At 51.7% G+C, this 14,116-nt stretch carries 9 protein-coding genes; 7 read left to right on the top strand and 2 right to left on the bottom strand.

Translation table 11 applies throughout. The annotated features are described in order from the left end of the window. Positions 1–192: 192 nt before the first annotated feature. Positions 193–1,509, bottom strand: a complete 1,317-nt coding sequence (locus tag BOC67_RS14310) for a serine hydrolase (RefSeq protein WP_291911045.1) — start codon at positions 1,507–1,509, stop codon at positions 193–195. A gap of 110 nt (positions 1,510–1,619) precedes the next feature. Further along, positions 1,620–2,753 (bottom strand): S41 family peptidase, encoded by a 1,134-nt coding sequence (locus BOC67_RS14305; protein WP_291911044.1) that lies wholly within the window; start codon positions 2,751–2,753, stop codon positions 1,620–1,622. A 126-nt stretch (positions 2,754–2,879) separates the two neighbouring features. Between BOC67_RS14305 and BOC67_RS14300 the strand changes: the two genes are divergently transcribed. From BOC67_RS14300 to BOC67_RS14270, 7 genes are all read left to right on the top strand, one after another. Continuing rightward, entirely contained in the window at positions 2,880–4,157 is a 1,278-nt protein-coding gene (locus BOC67_RS14300) for a Na+/H+ antiporter (RefSeq protein ID WP_291911043.1), read from the top strand. Positions 4,158–4,184: 27 nt separating this feature from the next. After that, the gene (locus BOC67_RS14295; RefSeq protein ID WP_291911041.1) at positions 4,185–4,796 is read left to right on the top strand and encodes a Crp/Fnr family transcriptional regulator; all 612 of its coding nucleotides are present in this window, start codon (positions 4,185–4,187) and stop codon (positions 4,794–4,796) included. Between the two features lie 83 nt (positions 4,797–4,879). Then, the gene (locus BOC67_RS14290; protein ID WP_291911040.1) at positions 4,880–5,659 is read left to right on the top strand and encodes a sterol desaturase family protein; all 780 of its coding nucleotides are present in this window, start codon (positions 4,880–4,882) and stop codon (positions 5,657–5,659) included. Between the two features lie 223 nt (positions 5,660–5,882). Further along, positions 5,883–7,619 (top strand): hypothetical protein, encoded by a 1,737-nt coding sequence (locus tag BOC67_RS14285; protein WP_291911039.1) that lies wholly within the window; start codon positions 5,883–5,885, stop codon positions 7,617–7,619. Between the two features lie 3 nt (positions 7,620–7,622). Next, positions 7,623–9,851: a fibronectin type III domain-containing protein gene (locus tag BOC67_RS14280; RefSeq protein WP_291911038.1), complete on the top strand. Its 2,229-nt coding sequence runs from the start codon at positions 7,623–7,625 to the stop codon at positions 9,849–9,851. A gap of 2 nt (positions 9,852–9,853) precedes the next feature. Next, positions 9,854–13,069 (top strand): hypothetical protein, encoded by a 3,216-nt coding sequence (locus BOC67_RS14275; protein WP_291911037.1) that lies wholly within the window; start codon positions 9,854–9,856, stop codon positions 13,067–13,069. A 1-nt stretch (position 13,070) separates the two neighbouring features. Continuing rightward, the gene (locus BOC67_RS14270) at positions 13,071–14,093 is read left to right on the top strand and encodes a PQQ-binding-like beta-propeller repeat protein (RefSeq protein WP_291911036.1); all 1,023 of its coding nucleotides are present in this window, start codon (positions 13,071–13,073) and stop codon (positions 14,091–14,093) included. The last annotated feature ends 23 nt before the right edge of the window (positions 14,094–14,116 follow it).

Here is a 14,116-nt window from a genome sequence, read left to right as displayed (position 1 = left end):
TGGCATACTGCAAAGTTGCAAATTTTGTAATAACGATGCCCTACCTATTGGCAGCATTTTTTTCTCCCCCAAAATTTTTTTATGGGAGAAAATATAATGCCGCAGCCGGAAAGCGGTTACTAACAGGTATGGCTATATGTTTTGCAGTATGCCATGGGAACGCCGTTCCCTTACGCAATCGTATCGGTTTTTTTATTCTTTGGTAAATACCATTACCCTGCCGGCCTGCTTCAGCGTCATCGTCTTAGCCGCGGGATCAAACGTCATCTCCGCCTTCACCCGGTCGATCCTGAACTGATGCTTGCCGGTAGGCTCCAATGCCAGCGCCGTCTGCCCGGTCACCTGCCCGATGAGCGTGTTATCCTGGCGGGTAAAAGTGATTTTAACCGGCAGGTCTTTGGAGGCATAGACGCCGGTGTACTGGTCCAGCTCTTCGCTGGTAACCGCGTAGGCGCTGAAAGACGGCATTTCCCAAGGCGCGCCGTAGGCGGCGGACATGAGGATAATGGCGATGTTGTTGATATCGTAGTTGGCGCCGTTGGAGGTGATGGCAAAAGAAATATCATCCGCCGGGTAGTAGGCGCAGAGGGAGCTAAAGCCATCGATACCGCCATTGTGGCCATAGCCGGCCTTATCGCCGAAAGGCATCGGGAACAGGCCCAGGCCTTCCTGGTTGCTGACAGGTTTCATTTGCTCCACGCTTTCCCTGCTGATGATCTTGCCGGTAAACAACGCGCGGAGAAACCGCGTGAGGTCCGCCGGGGTGGACACGATGCCGCCTGCGCCTAACGGAACGGAAATATCCGTTTCCGGCATCAGCTGCCACTGGCCAAGGAATTTATAGGAATTGCTTTCATGGTCAGCGGTGCGGATCTTCCCGCCCAGGTATGTGTTTGTTAAGCCCGCCGGCTTGCAGATATAGGTAGTCAGCAATTTGGCGTAGGGTTGTTTGAAAACCTTTTCCAGGATGTAGGTGAGCAATACGTAGTTGGAATTGCTGTAGGACATGCGGCTGCCAGGTTCAAAATCGCTCCCTCCTTTGGTGATGATGTCCACCAGTTCTTTCTCCGTTTTCGGTTGGGTACTCCAGGAAAGATAATCCTGGTTGGCGGTGAAGTTGTGGATGCCGCTGCGGTGGCTCAGCATATGGCGGATCGTGATTTTATCCGCCTGCGCAATCCCGGGAAACCAGCTGCTCAGCGTTTGATCCAGCGCCAGCTGGCGGCTTTCGATGGCTTTAAATACCAGCGCCGCGGTAAACGTTTTGGAGATGGAGCCGATGCGATATTTCGTTTCCCCGTCTGCCGGGAGTTTGGCGGCAACATCTGCATAACCGGTTGCCCGGGCATATACCAGCGTTCCATTTTTAGTGACCGCCACGCTGCCCATAAACTTGTCATGCGCGGCCAGCGCGTTCAGGAAGGAGTCCAGCTTTGGAGCGTCTGACTGTTGCGCGTGTACAAAACATACGGTACAACTCAGTACCAGGGTTAAATAGTATTTCCACATAGCATTAAAATTTATACGCGCCTGGGGAAGCAGAAAAAAAGCGCTACATCGAAGTAAAGCAAAATTCCAGATAAAAAAACAGGGTGGCAAAAGATTTGCCACCCGAATGATTATTTTTTGCCGTTGTTCAGTGTTTCGGCTACAAAGTCGACCCACTGGTAGTCTTTCACCGTGCGGTCAATAAAGTAATCCGGCTGCAACCCGATGTCGTCGATCGCAAAATCCGGGATGCGAATCGTACGCGACAAGCCGTAGTACAGCTCAAAATCCTTGCAGGGAGATGGTACGATATGCACGTTGGAAATATCCAGCATACCATACGTAGTACGGCCGAAGAATTTCACTTTCTGACTTTGTTTGGCGGCCAGCAAAAACTGTTCTGTGGTGCTGCCGTTCTTATTGTGAATGATGATACCCACCCTTTTCGGATAGGGGTACACGGTATCCCGTTTGGAGATGTTCACATCCTTGCCGAACAAATTGACAAACTCGCCGGGATGCGCGCTGAGCGTATCATAGAACGTTTTGAACATCTTCCGGGAATCCTCGTCAAATTCATCCATTTTGGTCAGGTCCAGCATACGCTGGTTGTTCAGCGGGGTAGAGAGGAATTCCACGCCCACCGTGCGTACCGGGTTGGTGTAGAGGATGGGCAGGAGTTGTTCGAAGCTCGCGTCGCTGCCGCCTGGATTGTTCCGCAGGTCAATGATCAGGTTTTCGGTAGAGAGGATCACGTCCCTGTTTTGGCGGATGACGCTGTCGATCAGCTTCTTCTCGGAAATTTCAAAGAAAGGGATGCGCAGGTAAGCAGTGGTGGCGTCGAGCTTTTCAAAGAAAGGCTTCCTCGCATTTAGCTGTACGGCAGCCTTTTCGTATTTCGCCTTGTCCACGCCTTCGGGCAGCGTTGCCTCCGTGGCGGGCGCCGTCTGTATGGCCTGGGCGGCGGCATCGCTCTTCAGGTATTGGATGCCGATATGGCCGTTCCTGAAAAAGCGTATCCACTGGTTAATGGTGGCGGCGCACTCGCTGTTGTTCGGCAGCTTTTTTACTTTTTCCAGGTACACCCGGTTGTGCATTTCATAGGCTTCCCGGCCTTTCTTTTTGATGATGTAGCTAAACCCTGCATCGTTTTCTTCAAAGGTTTTCTTAGCCCAGAGGAAATTGCTTTCGCAGGAGCAGGTTTGTGCGGCAGCATCCATGGCAAGGGCAAATAATGGAATAAGGAGTAAGGACGTGTTTCTCATAAATTAGTCAGACTTATTTTTTAAAAGTAAGCAGGGGCGATTGCTTTTGCAACCCTGCCCCCTTTAACCCCCTGCAATTACTGAAAAGGGTTATCTTTAACCGCATAAAAAACTTATCCAGCGGGCATGGAGAATTACAGTATCGTATTATTTCTGTTGGCGGTCATGATTGGCTTATCGGCATTGGCCGGCAAGATAAGATTACCTTACCCGGTGCTATTGATTGTAGCCGGTATAGGCATTGGCTTTATTCCCACCTTGCCGGAGATTGTGCTCAATCCGGAAATTATCTTCCTCATTTTTTTACCTCCTTTATTGTATGATGCGGCGTTCAATATTTCGTTTCCGGATTTCCGGACGAACATCCGTACCATCAGCGCGCTGGCGATAGGGCTGGTGTTTTTGACGGCTACCTGCATCGCGGTGCTGGCGCATTATCTTATCCCGGGTATGACCTGGGCCATGTCCTTCACGCTGGGGGCCATCCTTTCCGCGACGGACGCCGTGGCGGCTACCAGTATTACCAAGGGCCTGCGCCTGTCCCATAAAACGCTGACGATACTCGAAGGGGAGAGCCTGGTCAACGACGCCTCTGCGCTGGTGGCGTTTCGCTTTTCCCTGGCGGCCGTAACGGGGACGGCATTTGTATTCCGGGAGGCGTTGCTGCAATTTTTTATCCTCATGGGAGGCGGCGCTATCATCGGTTTTGTGATGGCTAAGCTGCTGGCCTTCATCCTCGTGCGGGTGAAAAATAATGATATGGTTACCATCAGCTTTATGCTGATCATGCCTTTTATCACTTACCTGCTGGCGGAAGAGCTGCATGTATCCGGCGTGATAGCCGTGGTGCTGCTGGGCTTGGGCATTTCCCGCTTCAGCAAGAAAGTATTTCCGGATAGTATCAAGCTGCAATCCAAGTCCATCTGGGATATCATAATATTCATGCTGAACGGGCTGATTTTTATCCTGATAGGCCTGGAGTTTCCGTACGTGTTGAAGAACATAGATCCTGACAAGGTATGGCTGTATGTCGGCTATGCTTTCCTCGTCAATATCGTAGCGTTGGTGGTGCGGATGATCCGGGTGTTTATGCAGAAAGGCTCCCTGCAGCGGGCTTTTCAGCGGAAGGACAAGCGCGTGAGCGCCAATGCCCTGCTGGATTATAAGACCAGCCTGATCATCTCCTGGGCGGGGATGCGGGGCATTGTATCCCTGGCGATTGCCATAGGTTTGCCTAAGACGCTGGAAGGCGGAGCGCCATTTCCGCAGCGGGACATTATCATATTCATTTCCGTAGTGGCGGTATTGATATCGCTGATAGGGCAGGGGCTTTCGCTGCCCTGGCTGATACGCACGCTCACGCGGCAGCAGCCGGCAGGGGCGGAGGTCCGGGAAAGGAAATAGTTTTTATCTTGCCGTTAAATTTTAAAGATGTCTTTTTCAATCAGTCTTTTACAGGAATTGTTACAGGAGCTCAGCGGCGTGCTGCCGGCGGATACGGCGCCGCTGTTTGCCATTACCCGGATGGTGAAGCTGGAAGAAGGGGAGGCGTATATCCGGGAGGGCGAGCTCACGCGCAAGCTGGCCTATATTGAAAAAGGGATCATACGGGCGTATGCGGAGAAGTCGAGCGGGGATGACGGTACGCTCTTCCTCCGCTGGGAAGGGCAGCTCATTGCCTCCCATGATGGCATTATCCAGCGGCAGCCTTCCCGCTTTATTTACCGCGCGCTGGAGCCGGTGACCATGCTGGAAATCGATTATGACAAGCTGGAAGAGGTGCTTAAAGTACACCCGGAGTTTGAGCCCCTGCGTAATTACTTCCTGATGAAGATGCTGGGAGAAGCGCTGGAAGGCCTGGAAGGATTTGTGTTCCTGACGCCGGAGGAAAGATACCTGCGCCTGCTGGACAGTAAGTGGGGCGTGGTGAACCGGGTGCCGGATAAATATATTGCGTCCATGCTGGGGGTAACGCCCGTTTCGTTGAGCCGTATCCGTAAGCGGCTACATGCCCGCGGCCGCAAAAATGAAGCGGGAAATTAACATTTGTTAATTGGATTTATTAACCTTTGTTAACCCCGGTATCCTGCTGCTGTAGCTAATTTTGAGGTATAATCTCAATGGATATGGAAGCAGTTATTGCAGCGACGATTAAAATTTTTACCACCTCTGTTATTCGGTATTTTCTTTTGGCGGGGATTCCTTTCCTGCTGTTTTACCTCTTCTTCCCCCGCAGGAACAGCCGGCGTAAAATCCAGCAGCGGCTGGCTGGCAATAAGGATTTCCTCCGGGAGGTATGGCACTCCATGACCAGCACGCTGGTGTTTACCGTTATTTCTGTGATCATACTGTTTACCCCGGTACGGCATATTACGCAGCTGTACACTAACGTGAACGACTATCCGCTGTGGTACATCGGCGTGAGCCTGGCGCTGACGCTGATCGTCCACGATACCTATTTTTACTGGATGCACCGCATCCTGCATCACCCGGCGCTGTTCAAGCGCACGCACCTGGTGCATCACCTGAGCACCAATCCCAGCCCGTGGACGAGCTACAGTTTTCATGTGCTGGAAGCGATTGCGGAAGGCGGCGTGCTGCTGGTGCTCACCGTCCTGATGCCGTTGCACCCTATTACGATAATGCTGTTTACTGTGACAGGTTTTATGATTAATGTGTACGGCCACCTGGGCTATGAGCTGATGCCGCGCTGGTTCAGGCATACCTGGGCGTTTGAGGTGTTGAATACATCGGTACATCATAACCTGCATCATAGTAAGTTCAAAGGGAATTACGGGTTGTATTTCAGGGTGTGGGACCGGCTGATGGGCACGGAGCATCCGGATTATGTGAAGGAATATGATAAGGTGCAGGCGAGGCGGTTTGCGGAGAAGACGGCTGCGTAGGGCGCATACGGTGAAAGCGGAAGTTTTGTTGGCGGGCCAGGGGGCCCGCTTTTTTTATTTGGTAGCATTTTTTGCAGGGCGCACTATGACCTCCAATGACTTATACATCCCAACTTTCCAAGATCAAATAATAATATTATCGTATATAAAATATTTATATTTTGTGTGCTGGAAAAGATTAACCTTATCCCATTGAAGATCCCGATCACCTAAATCTCATAGTTTGCATCGGCCCAAATACCATACCTATGCCTGCAGAGCAGTAGCGCTTGTATCTGCATTGTTTTTGCTTAGTCCCGCTACATCAATGGCCCAGCGCCTCGATGCCATCGGAAAGGAAAAACCCATCAAAGTGACCGGCGGCATTGGCCTCGAGCAGGTAGCTTACCTGTCGTCAGGTTTGCAGGAAGGACGGAGAGAGCCCTATAACTTTTTTCTTACAGGCAACATCAACTTTGACCTCTTCGGATGGGCAGTGCCCTTCTCATTCTCCTATACCAACCAGGGCAGGGTAGCGTTTAGCCAGCCTTTTAACCAATACGGCCTCACGCCAACGTATAAATGGATCACCGGTCATATCGGCTATACCAGCATGAATTTTTCCAGCTATACTTTAAGCGGCCATCTGTTTAACGGGCTGGGGGTGGACCTCGCGCCGGCAGGGCGGTTTAAGTTCAGCGCCATGTACGGGCGGCTGCAACAGGCTGTAACAGCGGATACTACCCGGCCGGAGATCATTCCTGCGTATAAGCGTATGGGTTATGGTTTTAAAGCCAGCTATGGCGCCGGGAAAGATAATATAGACCTCATCGTGTTCAGCGCCAAGGACGATCCCAATTCCATCGAAGCGCCCGGGCCGCAGTATAATATCACCCCGCAGGAAAACCTCGTGGTAGGCCTCAACGTTCGCAAGCAATTAATGAACCGCCTGTCCGTAAACGCGGAGGTGGCCTGGAGCGCACTCACCCGCGATGCGCGGCTGGCATCCGATAGTGCGGACCTGGTGAAGTTTCCATCCCTGGGCCTCATCCAAAAAAACAGCACCACCGCTTTGTACACGGCCTATAAAACAGGGATGACCTACTCGGCCAATAAATACTCGCTGGGCCTGGGGTATGAATGGGTAGCGCCGGAATACAAAACGCTTGGCGCCTATTATTTTACGAACGACTTCGAGAATATCACCGGCAACCTTCAGTTCAGGATGTTTAAGGACAAAGTAACGGGAGGGCTCAACGCCGGGGTGCAGCATAACAACCTGAAGAAAGACAAGCAAAGCACGATGAGCCGGTGGGTCGGCGCCCTTAACCTCTCCTGGGTAGCATCCCAGAAAATGAATTTCAACTTCTCCTACAGCAACTTCCAGTCCTTCGTCAATATCAAATCCGATTTCGATTACATCAACCAGGTATCGCCCTACCAGAACCTGGACACGCTCAATTATACGCAGATATCCAGCAACGCCAGCATGAGTATGAACTACAGCATCTCCCGCACGAAAGAAAAAGCGCAGATGCTGATGTGCAATGTTTCCTACATGAAAAGCAGCGATTTGCAGGGCGGCGTGAAACAGCCTACCGGTACGGTTTTCTATAACCTCAATACGGCTTACAGCATGCAGCTGGTGCCCAGGAATATGTCCGTCACCCTTGGCTTCAACGCCAACCGCAACTCTGCCATGAATATGCAAAGCACTACGCTGGGGCCTACCCTGGGCGTGAACAAAACGCTGCTGAATAAAAAACTGCGTACATCCGGCACCGTGTCCTGGAACGGTAGTTTCAACAATGGCAACGCCGGCACAAAAGTGCTGACAGCGAGGCTTTCCGGCGCTTACACGGTGAAGAAGAAACATAACCTGAACCTGGGGATTACGGGCCTGAACAGGTCGGGCAGCAGTAATTCCGCTAAAAGCATTTCGGAGCTGACGTCCACACTGGGATACAATTATAATTTTTAAAACATGCGCTTGTCTATAGGAAAACGACTCTTATTCACACTGTTACTGTTGCCGCTCTGGGCCGCAGGGCAGATCAACCATCCGGTGATGGTGAATGTGCAGCTGAATCCGCCGTATAGCCTGTACCTGAGCGACTATGCGGCGCCGGATGTGCAGCGCATGCAGGTGCATATTTTGCTGAAAGACCTGACTGAATCCAATTACAAATGCCGCCTCCGGGTTACCATCGAAGGCATTGGCATCACCATACAAAATAAAACAGGCTTCTATGTAGCGCCTTTTATTATTAATGGGGGGGAGATGGTAACCTTATCAGGGGCCGATCTCGCGCCCTATTTTGACACGCGCAATCTCGTTATTCAGGGATTGGATAATTCCTTTACCCGGAACGGGGCTAAGTTACCGGAAGGCATCTATCGCTTTACCGTAGAGGTAATGGATTATAACCGCAATACAGTAATCTCCAACGCGGGATCTGCCATGGTGGCGAGCTTCCTGAGCTATCCGCCCATCATCAACCTGCCCATGGCTAATGCTAAGGTAGACGCTATGGACCCGCAGAATGTACTGTTTCAATGGATGCCCCGGCATACCGCCTCTGTCAACGCAGCGTTCAACGTGGTGTATAAATTCCGCCTGGTGGAACTGGTGCCGCAGGACCGTGATCCCAACGATGCCATGCGCTCACTGCGACCCATATACGAAAATATCTTGCAGCAGACGTCGCTGGTGTACGGCCCCGGCGAGCCGGCCCTGACGCCGGGGAACAACTATGCCGTGCAGGTGCAGGCCATTGAAGCGGACGGCAAGGATATGTTTGTAAACGATGGCTTCAGCGAAGTGGTGAAATTCACCTACGGCGAAAAATGCAGCGTGCCGCAGCAGATTGTGGCCGCATTTGCCGGCAGGAATGAACTGAAGCTCTCCTGGGCCTCCACCATCTCCCAGCAGGGCTTCACCGTGCGTTACCGGGAAGCGGGCAACGCGCCATCCCAATGGTACGAGGAAACTTCGTTTATGCCCCAGGCGACCATCAGTGGCCTGAAGCCGGGCAAGCAATACGAATACCAGGTGAAAGCACAGTGTATGTGGGGATACGGGGATTATTCGCCCATCCAGCAGTTTACCATGCCGAACGAAACCCTCAGCGAAGGCGATTTCGTGTGCGGTAAAAATGCCGGCGATCAGAAGATCAGCAATACGAACAGTATTGAAAAACTGAATATACAGGATACCATTTATGCGGCGGACTTTAAAGTGATTCTTACCTCCGTCAGCGGCAGCAACGGCCAGTTCAGCGGTACGGGCCAGGTAATGGTGCCCCTGCTGGGCTTCCTGGACCTGCCGGTCACCTTCAGCAACATCAGCGTGAATACGGATAAGCGTATGTACGCCGGCGTGATAGAGCTGGCCCAGAGCAGTCATGAGCAGGTAAGGCAAAACCTCGACGATGCCATACAGCACCTGTTCGACAAGCTGGATACCATGCTGACTTCCCCCGATCCTAAACAACTCTTCCTCATCGATGCGGCGGACATGCTGTCCGAAATAGACAAGATGAAAGGCTGGGACGACCTCGACCCCGCCACGCAGGCGCAACTGGGCGAGCTGCAGGAGAAGTTGAAGGAGCTGCAAACCTACCAGGCGCAATACCCAGATATGAGTCCGGAAGAGCGGCAAACCACCGGGCAAAAACTGGCCGGCGACCTGAAGAAGCTCACCGGCGATGCCAAAGCCGCCTTTGAAATGGCGAAGCAAAAACTGAAAGACCTGATCAATATCTACCGCCTTGCGCTGGACGTACTGGTGAAACAGCGGCAGCAAACGGCGGACGAAGCCGGCTACCAGCAAAAGAAAGCGGCGTTCGACCAATTCCTGAAGGCGGTGAACCCTGCGGCCAGCCCGGCAGGAGGCGCTTCCGACAGCCCGGTATTGCTGATGGAGAAAATGGAAGAGATGCCGGCAGCATCCGTGAATACCGCCGGCGTATCCGCCATCTCCGACTACCTGAATGCCTTGTATAAAAAGAATGAAAGCACGCTGCTCCTGATCCTGAAAAACAGCAAGGAAGAAGAGACGGATAAGGAAGTGGTGAGCCTGCTGAAAGTGGATGGCAAACCGGCCGCGGAAGCGATTGCCACGGAAGCCGCCAAAAATGACAAGGATGGCACGGTGAAAAAGGTGAGTGCTTCCATATTAACCCTCATTGCAGAAATACTAGAAAAATATTAGCCATGAAAGTGATGAAGCGTTTACTGGCGATAATAATTGTGTACTGGCTGACGGCGGCGCAGGCCTTTGCCCTGCCGCTGGACAGCCTGCAGCGTAAGGAAGTGGTGGACCGGGGCGTGGCTGCATTGAAACAGCTGATTGCGCAGAACGAATGGAACGACCGGCATGGGCGCTCGGCCAACAATAATTATATCCTCTTTGTAGATCCGAATTACATCACCCTGAAGGACGGCGCGAAAAATGAGAAGTCCGTATGGAAGGATGAATTTATCAGTGCAGCCGAGTCTGAAACGATCAATGAGGAACTGAAAGCTGTCAACCTTGCCAGTGATAATAAGAAAGAATTTGGCGTGTACGTGCTGGTATTCAACAGCTGGATCATCAATCTCACCACCCCGATAAAAGAAGGAGATAAGGCCTCCGCTTACCTGCAACTGAAAAAGCATGCGCCTCCCGCGCGTATAGCGCAGGTGAACAGCGAAGTGAAGGAGCTGGCGGGTGAGATATGGAGTAAAGCCGGTTTTTCCCAGCAGGACTTCACCGTTCGTATAGGCATCGTGTATGGGAGGGAGTTACTGCTCTACAACCAGTCACTGAACCGGGCCTTTGCCATTACCCAGGCATATGGAGACGGCATTTCCCGCAGGAAGCTGGACATGCTGAACGCCAACCTGGACAGCGTGCGCAGCATCGGCGATCCTGTCGGTTACCTGACCACTTATCCCAAAGCGCTGTATAAGGCATTCCGCGCCAAAACGATGCCTGTACAGCTGAAGAACCGGTTTGTGCCGGCGCTGAACAGCTATTTCGGGGACTGGTACATCCGCATGCCGAAAGAGTATAAAGGCGATAATGATCAGGCGCCGGTTGAAACAAGAGGCGTACCGATCGTTGATTACAGCCACGGGCTAAGTCCGGAGGAATTAACGCGGGTACTGAAAGGGTTGAATAAATCCTCCGGCGAAACCGGTTATATACCAAAAGTATTCATTACCTCCTATGTTACCCCGGATGAATTGCTGAAGCAGGTAAAGGATTATGTGGCCAACCCTGCCGGCGCAAAAGAGATTGTGATCTGGGTGCATGTAGCGGCGGACAAAAGTATCCAGTATGAATACGGCTACGGCAAGGATGTGCCGCAGCAGCAGGAGATCAGCGCCTTTGCCGCGCTCTTTGCAAGGATACTGCCGGAACTCCACGGCAATCCGCTGGCGGATATGTTTGACGCTATTTCCGGGTTGATCGGGAAGGCCATCGTACCGCCTAAGTACTACGATCCGGAGGACCCTGACTTTAACTCCATCCCCGGCCTGGTGGTGGGCAGCACGGTGGGCAACCTCGTGGCGGCGCCGCTGTATCCTATCCTGAGCGCGTTGCAATATGGCCACGACGAGGACAAGTTCACCATGACCCGTATCAACTTCGCCTTCACGGTGGGTTTGTGGAATGGCACCGTGGAATTTATACAAGGTATTTCCAATACGCTGAACCTCTTGTCTGGCGGGAAGGAGTGGGATAACATGAAGGAGGGGATCACCAAGCTGGGCGAGCTCTATAAAAAGGAAGGGATAAAAGGTGTCATGGGCGTTTTCGGGAAGATGATCAAGGACGCCCACACCGGTAACCCGTGCAAGGTAGGTCATACAATAGGCGTGGACGTAATCAATATCGCTTCCTTCTACTTTGCCTTTGCAAAAGCCGGGACGGCCGCAAAGATAGGCCAGCTGATGGATGCCCTGGATCCGTTTACCTACGTGATGAAAGGAGCGGGGAAGGTGGCTTCCTTTGCTTTCAAGGTTTCCGGTAAAACGGCCAAAGGCTTGTACCAGGTAGGGAAGAAGGTAGTGCGGATACACGTGGAGGATTTCAGGAAGCTGGTAGAATACTGGGATGACGTGGCTAAGAAGTGGATTCCTTACGTCTTGCCGCCTAACGGTAACCCACAGCTTGAGTTGGCGGGCGTCGGCCGGATAGAGGTGGATGTATCTTCCCTCCCAGGTGTGGACCCCCAAAGCATCAAGGCGATATCCCGGATAGAGGACGGGGCCAACGCATTCAAGGATGACGCGGGGCATATATTCGTGGAGATAGAGCATAACGGGACCAATGAAGTGGTGATGGGCAAGCTCGTGGAGCAAACCCTGGAGGACCTGTTGAAGAAACTGGATGCCTATCCTACCCTGCAGGCGAAGATAAAAGCCATGGAGGAAAAGGCGCAGCGAGCCTTTATTGAGGAGTTTGAAGGAAGTCCGGATGTGTTGAAGGCTTTTGAAGCGGGTGCTGCCAACTCCAAAGGCCTGGTTAATCCTACGCTCTGGAAAAAGTATTTTGACTTTACCCAGGTAGCCGGCAACGCAGCTGCCTATTCCAGGCTTTTCAGCAAATTAAAAGGGCTGGATGTGCAGGACCGCCTGCGGTTCTTCACACATTTCGGCGGCGATGAAGCGGCGCTCAAAGCATTTGAACTAGGGGAGGAAGTAAGCCTGGAAACATGGAAAACCCTGAGCGTAGTGCCTAACTCCGCGAAGGTTTTTGAAAACCAGCGATTTTTCCATGCGTTGCTGAAAAGCGAGCATGCCGCCAAGGTGGGGCTGGATCACGCAAAGATGTCGCAGATACTGAATGCGAGAGCCCTGGCCAAAAGGAATGTGGCGGATTTTAACACGTTTAAAAATGACCTCGGGGCTTTTGTGGAGAATTTCGCGGAGGTGGATAATGCGAAGTCTGTGATTGCGAACCTGGCGAAGGAGCAGCGGCAGGGGATTTCCTATATCGGGGAGGAGTTTGTGATCTATTGCCTGAACAGGCCGGAGAAGCTGCCGTTCGATCCGAAGGAGATTATCGGGTTCCAGGTGCCTGTTGATGCAAGGGATATTGATATCCTGACTTCGGATGGCCTTATCACGATTGCGCATGAGATGAAAAGCATCCAGAATTTTGAGAAGAAATATATCACGCAGTTACTGAAAGATTTCGAACGGGCAGCAAGCATTGACGAATTCAGGTGGCTGTTGAAAAAGAAAGGCGCTTATGAAGGCGCCAGCGCAATGGCAGATTTAAAAGCAACCGTGACGAAATTTTTAAAAGAAGCAGATATAGATGAAACGATTATCAAAAAGTACATTAAAAAACAGAATGGCGTAAATAATCAAACGAAAGAGAACTTCATTAAGTTTGTAGAGAACAACTTTGAAAAGATCTTTTACCTGATAGATTAATATGAAACTATTATTTACCATAGATAAACTCAAGTCCTGTACCCCTGTGGGCAATAAAATGATCATCAAAAAAGATGGGATGCTAACGGCCTATGACAGGCAGGCGCTGACGCCTGCGTGGTCAATGCCGGTAGGGAAGGAGGAAAGTTTTGATGTGACAGGCGGGCGGCTGATTTTTGTACATGGGCAACAGGTACGCCTATACGATCCGGAAGATGGAAGACTGGTGGTGGAACGTACACTCGACAGCGCCGGTTTTTGCTTTGCCGGCCCGGGCGCCATGGTAGTGGAAGCGCCTGACGGTAACGGGCATACGTTGTTGCGGAAAATTGATCTGTTATCCAATGATACGCTGTGGTCAACCACTGTTTCATCCGGCGCCGGCTTTTTTCTTTCCAATGATAAGGTAATGGTCATTTCCGAAGGAGAGGAAGCCCTTACGGGAATTGACCTCCGCAGTGGCGATACATTATGGACCGCTGAAAAATCGGCGCTCCTGGATGGCGGCGCCGAGCATACCGGCGTGCCTGCTGAAGTTTTTGGCGATCATTTTTACCTGTTTACGGAAAAAAGAGAGATGGTAAAGGTGGCGTTGCTTACCGGAACAGTGGTGTTTACATTCCCCAGTCAAACTGTACTGGCAACAACGCCTGCTTTTTATGAGCAGCAGGTATATTTTTCCGGCGGCCAGAAAATCGTGGAGTTGGATGCTGCCGGCCAGGTTACGAAGGAGATCGGGTATAAACCCTATGTGACCGGCGCCCCGTTTTTGTTTAGGACGTACCTGGCTGTAAATGAAAATTATATACTGCTCGGTAATACCCGGTCCTGCGAAGTGCTGGTGTTTAACAGGCATACGGGCGATTTCGTCTGTTCGTTCTTCACCGGCGATAAGGACTGGAACATCCGTGCCTACCTGTTTACCGCCAGCGGCGATCAACTGCTGGTGCAAATGGTGAGTACAGGTGAAACGAATGATAACCGGCTTAATATCTATTCACTTAAACCAGATGAAGTCAGTTAAAAGGTAACGCCTTCATCCACCTA

Source organism: Chitinophaga sp. CB10 (assembly GCA_001870995.2).
GTDB lineage: Bacteria > Bacteroidota > Bacteroidia > Chitinophagales > Chitinophagaceae > Chitinophaga.
This window is presented reverse-complemented; position numbering and strand designations above follow the sequence as displayed.